The sequence below is a fragment of the Pseudomonas sp. JV449 genome, from assembly GCF_032424295.1.
Taxonomy (GTDB): Bacteria; Pseudomonadota; Gammaproteobacteria; order Pseudomonadales; family Pseudomonadaceae; genus Aquipseudomonas; species Aquipseudomonas marginalis.
Window position 1 is genome coordinate 40,066 of record NZ_VYKD01000017.1, and the last position, 15,386, is coordinate 55,451.

Here is a 15,386-nt window from a genome sequence, read left to right on the forward strand (position 1 = left end):
GACAACGCCATGATGACGCTCAAACAATCCCGGTCACTGCAAAGCGTACTGCTCGGCAGCTTGGCCTGGGTCACCGCTTTGCTGTTGTTCTTTCCCATCTTTTGGATGGTGCTTACCAGCTTCAAGACCGAGATCGACGCCTTCGCTACGCCGCCACAGTTCATCTTCATGCCTACGCTGGAGAATTACTTGCACATCCAGGAGCGCAGTGACTACTTCCACTTCGCGTGGAACTCGGTGCTGATTTCCTTCTCCGCTACAGCGTTGTGCATGCTGATCGCGGTGCCGGCGGCCTATTCGATGGCGTTCTATGAGACCAAGCGCACCAAGCAGACGCTGCTTTGGATGCTATCGACCAAGATGCTTCCCCCTGTAGGGGTGCTCATGCCTATTTACCTTTTGGCGAAGGGGGCGGGGTTGCTGGACACCCGGATCGCGCTAATCGTGATCTACACCCTGATCAACCTGCCGATCGTGGTGTGGATGGTTTACACGTACTTCAAAGACATCCCCCGGGAGATTTTGGAGGCGGCCAGGTTGGACGGGGCGACCCTGGGGCAGGAGATGCTGCGCGTGTTGCTGCCCATCAGCAAGGGTGGGCTGGCCTCGACCATGTTGCTCTCGATGATCCTGTGCTGGAACGAGGCCTTCTGGTCGCTCAACCTGACGAGCTCCAGCGCCGCACCTCTGACCGCGCTGATCGCTTCCTACTCAAGCCCCGAGGGTCTGTTCTGGGCGAAGCTTTCTGCGGTCTCAACATTGGCCTGCGCACCTATCGTGATTTTCGGCTGGATCAGTCAGAAGCAATTGGTTCGTGGGTTGTCCTTCGGCGCGGTCAAATAACGACGTTAGGCATTCACTGATTTCGCGAAGGCTCCAATTTCATACAGGACTTTACGCATGGCCACTTTGAAAATAGAAAATCTCAAGAAAGGTTTCGAGGGACTGTCCATCATCAAGGGCATCGATCTCGAGGTTAAGGACAAGGAGTTTGTCGTGTTCGTAGGGCCGTCGGGGTGTGGCAAGTCGACCCTGTTGCGCCTGATCGCGGGTCTGGAAGAAGTCACAAGCGGCACGATCGAGCTCGACGGCCGAGACATCACTGAAGTGACTCCTGCCAAACGTGACCTGGCCATGGTATTCCAGACCTATGCTCTGTATCCGCACATGACGGTACGCAAGAATTTGTCATTTGCCTTGGATCTGGCCGGTGAGAAGAAGCCGGATGTGGAAAGGAAGGTCGCCGAGGCCGCACGGATTCTCGAACTTGGTTCTCTACTCGACCGCAAGCCTAAGCAGTTGTCAGGAGGTCAGCGCCAACGGGTCGCTATTGGGCGTGCAATTGTTCGAAACCCCAAGATTTTCCTGTTCGATGAGCCACTGTCGAACCTTGATGCTGCCCTGCGTGTACAGACGCGCTTGGAGCTGTCCCGACTGCATAAGGAGCTGCAGGCGACCATGATCTACGTGACCCATGATCAGGTCGAAGCCATGACGCTCGCTACCAAGGTCGTTGTGCTTAACGCAGGACGGATCGAGCAGATTGGTTCGCCGCTTGAGCTCTACCATCACCCCGCCAACCTGTTCGTTGCCGGCTTTCTCGGGACACCCAAAATGGGATTTTTGCAGGCAACTGTCCATGCCGTGCATGCATCGGGGGTGGAGGTTAGATTCTCCTCTGGAGCCACTTTGCTCATTCCACGCGACAGCAGTGCGTTGTCGGTCGGGCAATCCGTGACGATCGGGATACGGCCGGAGCATTTGACGCTGGGCGTTGAAGGCCAAGTGCCGGTCACAACGGATGTCACCGAGCGCCTAGGCAGCGATACCTTCTGCCATGTGAATGTCGATTCAGGAGAAAGCCTGACGGTTCGTGTCCAGGGGGATTGCGAAGTGCCGTACGCCGCCCGGCGCTATCTCACCCTCGATGTCGCTCATTGCCATCTATTTGACGAGAGCGGTCTTTCGGTAAGCCCTGCGGCATCACGCGCGGCCTGACTTCCATCAGGCGCGCTCTCTCGATGAAGCGCGCCACGAACCACAAAGGTAGATTCAATGAAACGTCTCGAAGGTAAAAGCGCTTTGATCACTGGTTCCGCGCGCGGTATTGGCCGCTCGTTTGCCCAGGCCTATATCGGTGAAGGCGCTACGGTCGCTATCGCCGACATCAATTTGGAAAGAGCTCAAGCGACAGCCGCCGAACTTGGTCCGCAAGCTTACGCGGTGGAGATGGACGTTACCCGCCAGGCGTCCATTGATGCAGCAATCGCCGAGGTCGTTGCCCGCGCAGGAAAGCTGGACATCCTTGTGAACAATGCGGCGTTGTTCGATCTTGCACCGATCACCGAGATCACTCGGGAAAGCTACGATAGGCTTTTTGCAATCAATGTCAGCGGCACGCTGTTCACGCTTCAGGCCGCTGCGAAGCAGATGATCAGTCAGGGGCATGGCGGGAAGATCATCAACATGGCCAGCCAGGCGGGTCGCCGCGGTGAGGCACTGGTAGGCGTCTACTGCGCCACCAAGGCGGCCGTCATCAGCCTTACGCAGTCTGCTGGCCTCAACCTCATCAAGCACAAAATCAATGTCAATGCGATCGCCCCGGGGGTTGTCGATGGCGAACACTGGGACGGTGTCGACGCACTCTTTGCCAAACACGAGAATCGACCTCTAGGTGAGAAGAAGCGGCTCGTGGGCCTTGAAGTTCCGTATGGGAGAATGGGGACGGCAGAGGATCTGATAGGAATGGCTATTTTCCTGGCGGGCTCGGAGAGCGATTATATCGTCGCACAAACGTACAACGTTGATGGCGGGAACTGGATGAGCTGAGTGCAGGAGGACGGATGACCGGGGAGGTATACACTTTCCAGTGAGTCGGCGGTTTGACCCCGGCATCCTCACGATCGCTGCCGGACTCATGAGAGCCCGGCAGTGTGTTCCATCAGCCGATCGTTGAGGTGGGTGCTGGCAGCAAAGTTTTTGCAACCGCTTCCCCCAGGGGGGAGGGGATCGATATAGGGCGGTAGATGTATCTGCGCGCCTATGGGGGCTTTCAGGTCATTCAAAAAAGCCTTATGGCTACTATCAGGATGGGCGTTAGATGCTTGCCCCTTGTTGAATGTGTCATGTGTCCGATGACATCTTCGCAACGAGGTACCTGGCCCAGATGAAACCATCTTCGATCGTTTGCGTACTGATATGGCGCAGGGACTGGCCGGATGCAGGGCGTTCATCCGACTGGCCGTGGTATTCAAATATGCTTGGTACCCCGCTCAAGCCATCTATTCCTGGGTAAATCAAAAGGCTTATCTCATCAATCAGACCAGCCTTCAAAAAGGTCCCGTTGATCACGCCGCCACCTTCGAGTAGCAGGGTCTTCAATCCAAACTGGGCGCCTAGCATCGCTAACGCTTGCTTAAGGTCTCCACAATGAGGGCCTGCGAAGAGATAGGAAATGCCCTGGTTTCGCAGCGCCTGCAAATAGGCATCCGATACCGAGTCGCCGAGAATGGAGATAATCCGATGCCCGCCATCAATAGTATCCGTCTGGTAATGCAGTTTCCCGGAGGGGTCAATCACGATTGCAACCGGGTCCCCTGGTTCATGCGCTATGTAGTGGTCGCGCATGCCACCACTGTGTTCCGCAACAAGCGGTGGTTTTGAAGAGATGCCATCGAATGCTTCCATGGTCGTTCGGCCTATGATGAAACCGTCGCCACCCAAGCGGTCGGCAATGAGCTCGTAGTGGTTGCAAATGGTTTGCTCGCTGTCCCCGTTGGGGAGAGGTGTCCATCGAGAAGACACCAGGCGGCCATCCACGGAGCTGATCATGTGGCATATGATTCGAGGGAGCATGAGTTGTAAATCCCATCAAAATTGATATGCGGTCTGCTATCACGATTGAGCTGATGACAGCGTGACCGTAGTTATTGTTGTTGTGTTACAAGGGTGTTTCTGGCAACCGCTGGAGACATGATCTGGCCGACAAGATTTTGCAGGTGATCAAGGTCATAAGGTTGCGGCTTGTTGCTATATACAACGCTGGAATCGTCTTGTTATCTCCTGCGCAATACATACACTCGCCACATGGCGTAGAACGGTATGAAGTCCAATGATTTTTGAATACTGAAACCCGCCTGCTCAAACTCTGCCTCGACAGTAGTAGCCGATAGTACGAACCGATTTTGGTACCGCTCCTGATCATTTTTATCCCGGCGGCGAACTTCGACACGCTTGCGTTTCCACGCCTTGAAATTGCCGTCTACCCACAGGGAAATAATCACACTGTCCCGGGTAACACGTTGGAATTCACGAAGTATCGCCAGTCTGTGTTGGGCATCGCCGATGTGATGCATCAAGCGCATGCAGAATATGCAGTCGACCGAATTGTCCGGCAGATCGATATCAAAGGCAGAAGTTTGCAACGGACGTACCCGCTTCACCACATCGGCAGGCTGAGCGACAGTTGCGACTTCCAGCATAGACGCTGAGTTGTCGGCACCGATGATCATCCGGCCGGGTGTCTGCGCCAGTAAGGGCCAAAAACGCCCGGCTCCACAAGGCAAATCCAAGACCAGCCCAGGCTCACCCGCTATGGCCAACGCCAAGCTCGCCAGTTGTTCATCGCGTCTGTGGGATAGCCGCCGAGCCAGATTGTCCTGATGCTTGAGCAAATAATTCCGTGCGTGCTCATCGTCGTACTTCTCGGAAAATTCAAGCTTGATCGGAGAAGGCATCAATGGGACTCCACTTATTGAGAAAAATATTTCACGGGGCTGGAGCAGTAGATCCTCATTCCGACCTATGCAGTCAAAGCTTTTGACGGGTAGGTGACGCATATCCGCATGTTTGCTCGGCTTCACGTTTTCAGCACACCTTAGGTATCCGGCACGTTGAGCTTATAGATGATAGAGGCTGCTGACTGAGGGACTGTGACGTGATTTTACGACAGGGGTAATGGAGAGCTAGCGGCATGGATTGCATATAACCATGAGCTAGATTGATGGGTGGCGTCTGGAATACCACAGGACCGTCAATGAATTGATAAATCTCATTCATGGCTTCAATCGCTGCGCAGTATTTCAGTTTTACAGTCAGCTGATACCTTGGCTGTGACCAATTTGGGGGGGCGGCTTGAATGTAGGGCGGCCCGTAACGTAGACGATGAAGCAAGCAAAGAGATCTGACGGATGAACAGAAAGGTTTGGCAGTTGGGTTTTGGCACACTGCTTCTAACTTTCGGGTTTTCCCCGGATGGAGCAGGCCCGACCTCGGCCTGGGCCGAACCGAATGCCGTGACGTTTCCACCGCTTGATCAATTGGAGCATTACACGACTGTACGACGCGGGGTGACCAGGGAGCACATGCTCACAAGCCAAGCTGCGCTTGATGCGCTTCAAGCGGGCCAACCTGTCCCTGCGGGGTCACATGTCGTTTTGGTGGATTACCAGAGTGATGTCCTCGAGCGTTATCTGGTTGCGCAAAAAACGGGCGACGGAATTGACGATTGGGCGTACCAATGGTTCTGGCCGGATCAAACGGTGAAGGTCGACGAGAAAGTGGGCCAATGCTATGCCTGCCATCAGCGGTCGCGCAGGGAACAGAGTTACCTGTTCACCTTCGACGACGCGCTGAATTTCAAAGAATCTGCTGGCCACGAAAAACCACAGTCGAGCACTTCCCCTTGAAAATGGCCCTTATCAAATGCCTGCTGCTTCCGCTCGTGATGGCCACGCTGCTGCTATGTTCGCTCGCCTACTGGTGGCTCGACAATTTGGCGCACGAGATCTTTGGTGCTGTCCTGTTTTCGTTGATCGGCTGGCACGTGGTCCGGAATCGAAGCGGACTTACAGGAATGTTTAGAACCTCTTATGACCTGAGCGGCGCTGTCTCCCTCGTATTGCACTTACTAATAATCGTTGCTGTCGTTGCGTTGCTGGTGACGAGTGTTCTGATTTCAAAATCGGTCTTTACTCTTTTTACCTTCCGCGACAACTTTTACATCCGCAATGTTCATTGGTTCGTAGCTTACTGGGTGGTCATCTTGGTAGGCACTCATGTGGGCGTGCATTGGGCGCGAGTCATGGCCATGTTGGGTTCGGTTTTGAAATTAAATTATCAAAGCATGCCAAGAACAATGGCGCTTCGTATTGCCGCAGTTTTGATGGCGGAATACGGGATCTGGAGTTTCTCGGTACTGGGAGCTTGGACGAAATTAACGTTCAATCACAGCTTAGATTTCTGGGATTTCACGGTCACGGTTGCCCCTTTTTTCGTGCATTGGGTTGCAGTCCTCTGCCTCGCCGCGATCACCGCTCATTATGTGATGGTGGTGGCGCGAACGGTCGTTCGGCGCAACACGTTAACGGCTAACGCCGTTTCCCCGGCAAATAAAAATTCATCCGTTGACCCTCCAATTCAGCAGTTTTAGAGAGCATTAACGACGGTAACCGCCAAGCGAGACCCTGGTTTTTAAAGGGTCTGAAGTGGTCAATTCACGTCAGGTTATCGCTCAGGCAATGCCCATCGAACCCAAGTGGAGCAATTATGAAAATACGCATCGATCTCTCTGACGGTCTGGTTACGGCAACGCTCGACAACAACGATTCATCCAAAGATTTCGTTAAGCAGCTTCCGATGAAACTGACACTGGAAGACTACGCCTCAACCGAGAAAATCAGCGACCTGCCTAGGCCATTGTCGACACAGGGCGCGCCAGCAGGCTTCACTCCTTCGGCGGGGGATGTCGCTTTTTATGCGCCTTGGGGGAATCTCGCCATTTTTCATAAAGGCTTCGAGTATTCGAGTGGCCTTATCAAACTCGGCAGGATTGATTCCGGTCTGGAAATACTCGCGCGCCCCGGGCCGCTTGACGTGACGATCACCTTGCTTGGTGACTGATCCCATCTGCAACGCTTCTGAACCACGCCGATAAAGCTGCGTGCGGCGTTTGGCTGGCGGTGCGGTTTTGTTTAAACGTTTCATACTGACGGCAGAGAACTAATGCAGCTGACTCGTGCCAACTTTGGCGATTTTATCTACTTTTTGGCCGTCGCCCGTCATTCAAGCTTCAGTCGCGCTGGTGTTGAAGTAGGGATTAGTGCTTCTGCGCTAAGCCATGCGATCAAGGGATTGGAAGCAAGACTGGGGGTTCGGTTGCTCAATCGCACGACTCGCAGCGTCACCCTGACGGCAGCCGGTCAGGAACTGCTGGCGTTGATAAGCGAACCTGTCGACAAAATCGATCAAGCCGTTGAGCTGTTGAATAAGTTTCGTGATGAGCCCACCGGTCGCATACGGTTGAATGTTTTCAGTGATGCGGCGCTCCTTCTTTTGGCACCTGTTTTATCGACATTTGCTCATCGTTATCCAGACATCGAAGTGGAAGTTTCGACCACCAACAGTATGGTGGACATCGTTGAGGGGGGCTTCGACGCCGGGATCAGGTATGGCGCTACGGTACCTGAAGGCATGATTGCTCAAAGCCTTTCGCCCCCTGTTCGATGGGTCGTGGTAGGAGCCGCCGATTACCTCGAAAAATGTGGCATGCCGCTGCACCCAGAGGATCTGAAGCAACACAGTTGCTTGAGGTTTCGGCTAGGCAACGGTCGGATGTACAACTGGGAGTTCGAGAAAGAGGGGGAAAAATTAGAGATTCCTGTGTCTGGGAATGTCGTCCTGGATGAGACGCGGATGATGCTCGCCATGGTCACCCGAGGGGCGGGGCTGACGTATTGTGCTGAACCCATTGTCGCGCCGCTTGTAGCGGAAGGGATTTTACAAGTGGTTTTAGAGGATTGGGTCAGTGTCGGTCCAGGTTTCCATATCTATTACTCAAGCTACCGGCAGGTGCCGATTGCACTACGTTTGCTGATTGAGTTGATCAGAGAGGTGCGCCCGATTGGATAGGGGGTGGCTGTCAGCAGTACTGCCTGATTCGTTTTGGGAGAGAAATCTAATATGTCCAGCTTGAACGCATTGCTTGACGCCATACAGTGCGAACAAATCGAAGGCCGGGAATCTGTTCTCGCCACTGTTGTGAAAGTCGAGGGTTCGGCTTATCGCCGTCCGGGTGCGCGCATGCTCGTGTCGCAATATGGACATCCCGAGGGCACTATCAGTGGTGGCTGCCTGGAGGGTGAGGTAGTGCGAAAGGCCTGGTGGTTGAGTGAGTCGGGGCCGGTGATTCGCAGCTATAGCACTGCTGAGGCTACAGACGAAGAGGGTGGTGAAGAGGCTCTTGGTTTCGGGCTGGGTTGCAACGGCAAAGTGTATGTTTTGTTTGAGCGAATACCAGCCAAAAAGCAATGCGCTCTGCTTGATGCGTTACGCAAAGTCAGGAACACGCAGAGGCCTGTAGCAATCGCCACGGTGATCGCGTGCTCGCGTAATAGCCGCGTAGATGTCGGAGACCGTGTGTTCTTGGAATCTGGCGCGGCGCCCTTCAGTGGCCTCTACCATCCTGCACTGGACGAGCGAATTACCACTGACCTACGTCTCACACTGGACCGGCAAAAGTCTTCACTTCAGCACTACGCTGAAGGCTCTACAGAGGTAGAGGTCTTTCTTGAGTACGTCGCGCCCGCACCGAGATTGATAATTTTTGGGGCCGGTCATGATGCGCAACCCTTGGTGCGGATGGCGAAGATACTCGGATGGCATGTCACGGTTGTTGATAGTCGCCCGCATTTTGCCCGCCCGGAACGTTTTCCCGCGGCGGATTCGGTGTTGAGCGCCCGTATTGGCGGACCCTTCGAGTTTCTAGAGTTAGTAGAGGGGGCATTTGTCACGGTGATGTCCCATAGTCTCAGCCAGGATGCGCATTGGTTGAAAGGGGCCTTGCAAGCAAATCCCCGTTACATCGGTCAGCTTGGACCGCGTGACCGGACCGAGCGTCTGCTTGCTGAAATAATTCGACAGACGGATCGGTTGCCCGCGCGGGACCGGTTGCACTACCCCATTGGTTTGGACATTGGCGGAGACACACCGGAAAGCGTAGCGGTGGCAGTGCTTGGGGAGATTCAAGCGGTCATGCATGGGCGAGTGGGGGGAAGTTTAAAGTTGCGGGCTTCAACGATTCACGAAAGCGATCGGATTGAGTCGAGTTGTTCTCGAAGATCTTCAGCCTCTGAATGGCAAAGGTCTTGAATTGACGGTGCCGCCGGTATTGGATTCGCTTAAGTGCAACAAGTACTTGAGTCAGACGTGATCAAAATTCATTAATCGGCGTGCAATGAAGTGCTAACGGCTCGATATAGAGCGCTGCCTAAACTTTGAAAAGTCCTGAAACTATTTTATTGCTGAATATTCTTCACTGGTGATTTCAGTGAAAATGGGCTAATCCCCAGGCATCTCGATTGTTAGCATGTCCCTATAAGAATCCAATGCACAGCGCATTGGCTCGCTGGGCTTACTTGGCCCGGTCAATAAGCTCGTTCTTCGCCGCGCGCCCTTGCGTGTACTCGCCGAACTTTCTCCCATTGCCATCAGCACCGGTTTCAATCTGTGCTGCGGCAGCTTGCAAACTCATGCGCGCATTTTGTCAGCGCTGTGATCGAGGACTTTATGCCTTTCAAGCCCATCTTTCCCGCTTTGATAACTGTCATTGCTTTCGCCACAATGCTCAGTGGGTGCAACAAGCAGACTGCTGCTACCCCGGCGCAAGCCCCCCAAGTCAGTGTGGTGACCCTCAAACCTCAAGCTGTGGCCTTGTCTAACGATCTGCCCGGGCGTACCAGTGCTTACCGCCTTGCCGAGGTTCGACCGCAGGTGGATGGTATCGTCCTGAAACGCTTGTTCCAGGAAGGCGCAGATATCAAGGCTGGTCAGCAGCTCTATCAGATCGACCCATCAACCTATGAGGTCACGCTCGCCAGCGCGCAGGCAAGTTTGGAGCAATCCCGCTCGCTGACCACTCGGTATCGGCAGCTGATCGACGAGCAAGCGGTGAGCAGGCAGGAGTATGACACCGCCCGAGCTCAGCAGATGCAGGCAGAGGCCCAAGTCAGGGGGGCTCAGATCAACCTGAGATACACCAAAATGTTCGCACCCATCAGCGGGAGGATTGGACGTTCTGCCGTGACCGAAGGTGCGCTGGTTGCCAATGGCCAGGCAGCTCCTCTTGCGACTATCCAGCAGCTCGATCCCATCTATGTCGACGTCACACAGCCTTACGGCGAGATGCTGAAGCTGCGCCGGGCTTTTGAAAACGGACATTTGCAGAAGTCTGCCGACAAGGGTGCGAAAGTTAATCTGACACTTGAAGATGGCAGCGAGTACCCGCTGCAGGGTTCACTGGAATTCTCGGAAGTCTCGGTGGACCAGACAACCGGCTCGGTCACCTTGCGGGCGGTATTTCCTAACCCTGATCACGTGCTGCTGCCTGGGATCTTTGTGCACGCCCGGCTGCAGGCCGGTGTTGCTGAACAGGCCATTCTTGCTCCGCAGATTGGTGTGACCCGGGACCTTAAAGGTACTCCAACAGCCATGGTGGTTACCGCTGACAATAAAGTCGAGCAACGCCAGCTCAAGGTCGGCCGCACCGTTGGTGCGAATGTGTTAGTGGAGAGCGGCTTGAGTGCCGGAGATAAAATTATCGTCGAAGGGCTGCAGTTTATTAGACCCGGTGTAACGGTCGTCGCTCAGGAAGCAAAGAGTGGTGAGGCGACCAGCGCCTCTGTAGCAGCAAATACCAGCGCCAAATCGGAGTAGACCATGTCGAAGTATTTCATTGATAGACCGATCTTCGCGTGGGTGCTTGCACTGATTATCATGCTCGTGGGTGTACTGTCGATCTTCAGACTGCCGATCAATCAATATCCCAGCATCGCTCCTCCCGCTGTCGCGATCCAGGTCTCTTATCCCGGTGCCTCCGCGCAGACGGTGCAAGATACTGTCGTGCAAGTGATCGAGCAGCAGATGAATGGCATCGACAACTTGCGCTATATCTCATCGGAGAGTAACTCCGATGGCAGCATGCGCATCATCGTTACCTTCAACCAGGGCACCAATCCTGATATCGCCCAGGTTCAGGTGCAGAATAAGCTAAATCTCGCCACGCCGCTGCTGCCGCGGGAAGTGCAGCAACAAGGGTTGCGCGTCACAAAGTTCCAACAGAATTTCATGATGTTCATTGGCTTGGTTTCCACCGATGGAAAACACAGCAAGGAAGATCTATCCAATTACATTGTGTCTAACATTCAGGATCCAATTTCCCGGACTTCGGGAGTCGGTGATTTTCAAATTTGGGGAACGCAATATGCGATGCGAGTCTGGCTGGACCCAGCCAAACTCAACCAGTACCAGCTGACTCCGGTCGATGTGACCGAGGCGATTGAAGCCCAGAACGTACAAGTGGCCTCAGGCACCATAGGCGGTCTTCCGGCACGCAAAGGTACGGTGTTTACCGCGACTATCATCGGCAAGACACGACTGCAAACCTCTGAGCAATTTGGTGACATTTTGCTAAGGGTCAATAGCGACGGCGCTCAGGTTCGATTGAGTGATGTGGCTGACATCAGCTTGGGCGGCGAAAATTACAGCATCAATGCGCAAGCCAATGGCAAGCCTGCCTCAGGTATCGCGATTCGCCTGGCCACGGGCGCCAATGCGCTCGATACCGCCAAAGCAATTCGCGCCACGGTGGACCGTCTCAAACCGTTTTTTCCGCCTGGGGTAGAGGCCATTTATCCCTATGACACCACACCGGTGGTGACCGAATCGATTACAGGTGTCGTGGAAACGCTGGCAGAAGCGGTGGTGCTGGTATTTCTGGTCATGCTGCTGTTTTTGCAGAACCTGCGCGCCACCATTATCACGACGTTGACCGTTCCGGTTGTATTGCTGGGGACCTTTGGCGTCCTTGCGGCGGCTGGTTTCTCTATCAACACATTGACCATGTTCGGGATGATCCTGGCGATCGGCTTACTTGTCGACGACGCGATTGTGGTAGTTGAAAACGTCGAACGGGTGATGGCGGAGGAGCACCTGTCACCCAGGGAGGCCACGCGCAAATCGATGGGGCAGATTCAGGGAGCGCTGGTAGGTATTGCCTTGGTGCTCTCTGCGGTACTGTTGCCGATGGCATTCTTCGGTGGTTCCACTGGCGTGATCTATCGGCAGTTCTCGATAACCATCGTTTCCGCCATGGCGCTCTCAGTATTTGTGGCATTGGTTTTCACCCCGGCGCTCTGTGCCACCCTGCTCAAGCCCGTCGATCCGGATAAACACGGTCAACCCAAACGCGGCTTTTTCGGCTGGTTCAATAGACGTTTCGATGCCTGCATCAACGGTTATGAGCGCGGCGTAGGTCAGATCATTCGGCACAAGGTGCCGGGCTTCGTGGTCTACCTGGTTATCGTCGCCGGCATGATCTGGATGTTCGCCCGCATACCCACCTCGTTCCTGCCTGATGAAGACCAGGGTCTGATTTTTACTCAGGTGCAGACACCGGCCAATAGCTCAGCTGAGAGTACTCAGAAAGCGCTTGATCGCATGGCTAACTACTTGCTGGACAAAGAGCACGGTGAAGGTAACGCCGTGGCGACTGTGTTCACTGTTAACGGTTTCAACTTTGCAGGCCGCGGACAGAATTCAGGGATCGCTTTCGTCAACCTCAAGCCTTGGGGGGAACGGGACAGTGACAATACGGTGTTCAAAATTGCGCAGCGGGCCCAGCAAGAGTTCCTGAAGTACCGCGACGCCATGGTGGTCGCAGTGGTTCCTCCGTCGGTACTCGAGCTGGGTAATGCCAGCGGTTTCGATTTTTATCTGCAGGACCAAGACAGCGTGGGCCACCAAAAGCTTATGGAGGCACGCGGTAAATTTCTTGAATTGGCTGCCCAGAGCCCAGTCTTGGCGGGCGTCCGTCCAAATGGCTTGAACGACGAGCCGCAGTACCACCTGACCATTGACGACGAGCGCGCCAGGGCGATGGGTATCTCGCTGACAGACATCAACACCACGCTGTCGGTGGCATACGGCAGTAGTTACGTGAACGACTTCATTGATCGCGGACGCGTCAAGCGGGTCTACGTACAGGGCGAGCCTGACTCGCGCAGCACCGCCGAAGATTTGAGCAAGTGGTTCGTGCGTAACAGCCAAGGTCAAATGGTGCCTTTCTCGGCGTTTGCAAGTGCTGAGTGGGTATTTGGCTCACCAAAGCTGTCTCGCTACAACGGCGTTCCCGCCGAGCAAATCCTTGGGACGCCAGCCCCGGGCTACAGCTCTGGGCAAGCAATGGCGGAAGTCGAGCGAATCGCAGCGCAACTACCACCCGGCGTAGGCATTTCTTTCACAGGATTGTCCTATGAGGAGCGACTTTCTGGTTCACAGGCGCCAGCTCTTTATGCACTGTCGATTCTTGTGGTGTTTCTGTGCTTGGCGGCGCTGTATGAAAGCTGGTCGATCCCGATCGCGGTCATCTTGGTGGTACCCCTGGGGGTGATTGGCGCGTTGATGGCCACGGCCTTGCGAGGGCTGTCCAACGATGTGTTCTTCCAAGTGGGTCTGTTGGTGACGGTGGGTTTGGCGGCGAAGAATGCGATCCTGATCGTCGAGTTTGCCAAGGAGCTGAATGAGAAGGGCAAGCCGTTGCTTGAAGCCACTGTCGAGGCTTGCCGCATGCGTCTGCGTCCGATCGTGATGACGTCCTTGGCATTTATCCTCGGCGTGCTACCGCTGACCATCTCCAGCGGCGCGGGCTCAGGTAGTCAGCACGCCATTGGCACTGGCGTGATCGGCGGCATGATTACGGCCACCGTTCTGGCGATCTTTTGGGTCCCGCTATTTTTCGTTTCTGTTTCGTCCCTGTTTAAAGGTAGTCGTAAGCAACGGGACGAGGCGACTTCAGCTGATGAGGCAGGCCAATGACCAAGTCCCTTATGAGTCTGGCGATCACGGCAGCAGTCCTGAGTGGTTGCTCGCTAATTCCTGAGTACAATCGGCCGCAGGCACCGGTCGCGGTGCAATACCCGCAAGGCTTTGCTTATCAGGCGGCCAACGCCGCCGACCAAGCCGCCGCAGAGCAGGGCTGGCGCGAGTTTTTTCACGATCCGGCGATGCAGCAGTTGATCCAGACAGCTTTGATCAACAATCGCGATCTGCGGGTTGCGGCCCTTAACGTCAGTGCTTACCAGGCGCAATACCGTATCCAGAGGGCAGACCTGTTTCCGGCGGTCGGCGTCAATGCCAACGGAACACGCCAGCGACTGCCGAGCGATTTATCGCAGTCTGGCCAGGCCAGTATTTCCAGCCAGTATGGCGTTAACCTAGGCATCAGTTCTTACGAGTTGGATCTGTTTGGACGCATCCAGAGTCTTAGCCAGCAAGCCCTGGAGACTTACCTGTCTACTGCTGAGGCTCGCCGTTCCACGCAGATCAGCCTGGTGTCTAGCGTAGCCACTGCCTACCTAACCTGGCAGGCTGACCGCGAGCTGCTCAAGCTCACCGAGAACACCTTGGCCGCCTATGAGGAAAGCCTGCGTCTGACCACCCGTAGCAATCAAGTGGGTGTGGCTTCGGCGCTTGATCTGTCACAGTCGCGCACCTCCGTGGAAGGTGCGCGGGCGAGCCTTGCAACCTACCAGCGGCGAGTTGCGGAAGATCAAAATGCGCTCGTTCTTCTCCTTGGTACAGGCCTGCCTGCCGATTTGCCGGCGCCACAGTCATTGGCTGGCGATCTGCTCGCCAAAGTCCCGGCTGGCCTGCCGAGTGATTTGCTCGCCCGTCGGCCAGACATTCTTGCCGCCGAGCATTCGCTGATGGCCGCCAACGCTAACATCGGCGCGGCGCGAGCAGCGTTCTTTCCAAGCATTAGCCTCACGGCAAACGCTGGCACCTCAAGCACGAACCTGGATGGGTTGTTCAAGGGTGGTTCTGGTAGCTGGATGTTCAGTCCTACTATCAGCCTGCCAATTTTCAACGCTGGCGCCTTACGCGCAAGCCTGGATTACTCGAAAATCCAGAAAGACATCGGCGTGGCCAACTATGAAAAAACTATCCAGACTGCTTTTCAGGAAGTTTCCGATGGGTTGGCTGCACGTAAGACTTACGTCGATCAGTTGCAGGCACAGAATGATCTCGTTGAGGCCAGCCAAGACTACTATCGGCTTGCCGAGCGCCGCTATCGAATCGGCGTGGACAGCAACCTGACATTCCTGGATGCGCAGCGCTCGCTGTTCAGCAACCAGCAGACGCTGATCAGCGATCGCCTTGCGCAGTTGCAGGCTGAGGTCAACTTGTACCGTGCGCTAGGTGGCGGATGGAACGAGCGTGGTGTAAAGTCGCTCTGATACCCGTGGCCGAAACAACAACGCCCGGCTATAGCCGGGCGTTGTTGTTTTGCTTTTACTAAAATCATGATCGCTACGTTCTTGCGTACTTCGCCG

At 55.0% G+C, this 15,386-nt stretch carries 13 protein-coding genes; 11 read left to right on the forward strand and 2 right to left on the reverse strand.

What is annotated here, in order from left to right; translation table 11 throughout:
* Positions 1–9: 9 nt before the first annotated feature.
* From F6S08_RS16695 to F6S08_RS16705, 3 genes are read left to right on the forward strand one after another with little or no spacing between them, the layout of a single operon-like run.
* Positions 10–843 (forward strand): carbohydrate ABC transporter permease, encoded by an 834-nt coding sequence (locus F6S08_RS16695; protein ID WP_315871939.1) that lies wholly within the window; start codon positions 10–12, stop codon positions 841–843.
* 57 nt (positions 844–900) lie between these two features.
* The gene (locus F6S08_RS16700) at positions 901–1,998 is read left to right on the forward strand and encodes a sn-glycerol-3-phosphate ABC transporter ATP-binding protein UgpC (protein WP_315871940.1); all 1,098 of its coding nucleotides are present in this window, start codon (positions 901–903) and stop codon (positions 1,996–1,998) included.
* Between the two features lie 57 nt (positions 1,999–2,055).
* Positions 2,056–2,829: an L-iditol 2-dehydrogenase gene (locus F6S08_RS16705; protein WP_315871941.1), complete on the forward strand. Its 774-nt coding sequence runs from the start codon at positions 2,056–2,058 to the stop codon at positions 2,827–2,829.
* A gap of 294 nt (positions 2,830–3,123) precedes the next feature.
* Here F6S08_RS16705 and F6S08_RS16710 read toward each other — a convergent pair whose 3' ends face one another.
* Entirely contained in the window at positions 3,124–3,855 is a 732-nt protein-coding gene (locus tag F6S08_RS16710) for a RibD family protein (RefSeq protein ID WP_315871942.1), read from the reverse strand.
* 200 nt (positions 3,856–4,055) lie between these two features.
* Positions 4,056–4,736 (reverse strand): class I SAM-dependent methyltransferase, encoded by a 681-nt coding sequence (locus F6S08_RS16715; protein WP_315871943.1) that lies wholly within the window; start codon positions 4,734–4,736, stop codon positions 4,056–4,058.
* Between the two features lie 453 nt (positions 4,737–5,189).
* On the opposite strand from F6S08_RS16715, the gene F6S08_RS16720 reads away from it, so the two are divergent.
* The 8 genes from F6S08_RS16720 to adeC all read left to right on the forward strand — a co-directional run bounded on the left by F6S08_RS16720 (position 5,190) and on the right by adeC (position 15,290).
* Positions 5,190–5,687, forward strand: coding sequence for a hypothetical protein (locus tag F6S08_RS16720; RefSeq protein WP_315871944.1), 498 nt, complete (start codon positions 5,190–5,192; stop codon positions 5,685–5,687).
* Positions 5,688–5,689: 2 nt separating this feature from the next.
* Positions 5,690–6,430, forward strand: a complete 741-nt coding sequence (locus F6S08_RS16725) for a DUF4405 domain-containing protein (protein ID WP_315872024.1) — start codon at positions 5,690–5,692, stop codon at positions 6,428–6,430.
* Between the two features lie 116 nt (positions 6,431–6,546).
* Positions 6,547–6,900: a cyclophilin-like fold protein gene (locus F6S08_RS16730; RefSeq protein ID WP_315871945.1), complete on the forward strand. Its 354-nt coding sequence runs from the start codon at positions 6,547–6,549 to the stop codon at positions 6,898–6,900.
* Positions 6,901–7,002: 102 nt separating this feature from the next.
* A complete protein-coding gene (locus F6S08_RS16735; RefSeq protein WP_315871946.1) occupies positions 7,003–7,908 on the forward strand; it encodes a LysR family transcriptional regulator in 906 nt (301 codons plus the stop codon).
* A gap of 51 nt (positions 7,909–7,959) precedes the next feature.
* A complete protein-coding gene (locus tag F6S08_RS16740; RefSeq protein ID WP_315871947.1) occupies positions 7,960–9,147 on the forward strand; it encodes an XdhC family protein in 1,188 nt (395 codons plus the stop codon).
* 417 nt (positions 9,148–9,564) lie between these two features.
* Positions 9,565–10,710, forward strand: a complete 1,146-nt coding sequence (locus F6S08_RS16745; protein WP_315871948.1) for an efflux RND transporter periplasmic adaptor subunit — start codon at positions 9,565–9,567, stop codon at positions 10,708–10,710.
* Between the two features lie 3 nt (positions 10,711–10,713).
* A complete protein-coding gene (locus F6S08_RS16750) occupies positions 10,714–13,869 on the forward strand; it encodes an efflux RND transporter permease subunit (RefSeq protein WP_315871949.1) in 3,156 nt (1,051 codons plus the stop codon).
* Positions 13,866–15,290, forward strand: coding sequence for an AdeC/AdeK/OprM family multidrug efflux complex outer membrane factor (gene adeC / locus F6S08_RS16755; protein ID WP_315871950.1), 1,425 nt, complete (start codon positions 13,866–13,868; stop codon positions 15,288–15,290). The genes F6S08_RS16750 and adeC overlap by 4 nt, the downstream gene beginning before the upstream one ends.
* The last annotated feature ends 96 nt before the right edge of the window (positions 15,291–15,386 follow it).

What these genes read in the sequence shown, in the direction of transcription:
- F6S08_RS16700 (WP_315871940.1), top strand. Translation starts at nt 901, where the DNA reads ATGGCCACTTTGAAAATAGAAAATCTCAAGAAAGGTTTCGAGGGACTG.
- F6S08_RS16730 (WP_315871945.1), top strand. Translation starts at nt 6,547, where the DNA reads ATGAAAATACGCATCGATCTCTCTGACGGTCTGGTTACGGCAACGCTC.
- adeC (WP_315871950.1), top strand. Translation starts at nt 13,866, where the DNA reads ATGACCAAGTCCCTTATGAGTCTGGCGATCACGGCAGCAGTCCTGAGT.
- F6S08_RS16735 (WP_315871946.1), top strand. Translation starts at nt 7,003, where the DNA reads ATGCAGCTGACTCGTGCCAACTTTGGCGATTTTATCTACTTTTTGGCC.
- F6S08_RS16705 (WP_315871941.1), top strand. Translation starts at nt 2,056, where the DNA reads ATGAAACGTCTCGAAGGTAAAAGCGCTTTGATCACTGGTTCCGCGCGC.
- F6S08_RS16715 (WP_315871943.1), bottom strand. Translation starts at nt 4,736, where the DNA reads ATGCCTTCTCCGATCAAGCTTGAATTTTCCGAGAAGTACGACGATGAG.
- F6S08_RS16710 (WP_315871942.1), bottom strand. Translation starts at nt 3,855, where the DNA reads ATGCTCCCTCGAATCATATGCCACATGATCAGCTCCGTGGATGGCCGC.
- F6S08_RS16725 (WP_315872024.1), top strand. Translation starts at nt 5,690, where the DNA reads ATGGCCCTTATCAAATGCCTGCTGCTTCCGCTCGTGATGGCCACGCTG.
- F6S08_RS16745 (WP_315871948.1), top strand. Translation starts at nt 9,565, where the DNA reads ATGCCTTTCAAGCCCATCTTTCCCGCTTTGATAACTGTCATTGCTTTC.
- F6S08_RS16740 (WP_315871947.1), top strand. Translation starts at nt 7,960, where the DNA reads ATGTCCAGCTTGAACGCATTGCTTGACGCCATACAGTGCGAACAAATC.
- F6S08_RS16750 (WP_315871949.1), top strand. Translation starts at nt 10,714, where the DNA reads ATGTCGAAGTATTTCATTGATAGACCGATCTTCGCGTGGGTGCTTGCA.
- F6S08_RS16695 (WP_315871939.1), top strand. Translation starts at nt 10, where the DNA reads ATGATGACGCTCAAACAATCCCGGTCACTGCAAAGCGTACTGCTCGGC.
- F6S08_RS16720 (WP_315871944.1), top strand. Translation starts at nt 5,190, where the DNA reads ATGAACAGAAAGGTTTGGCAGTTGGGTTTTGGCACACTGCTTCTAACT.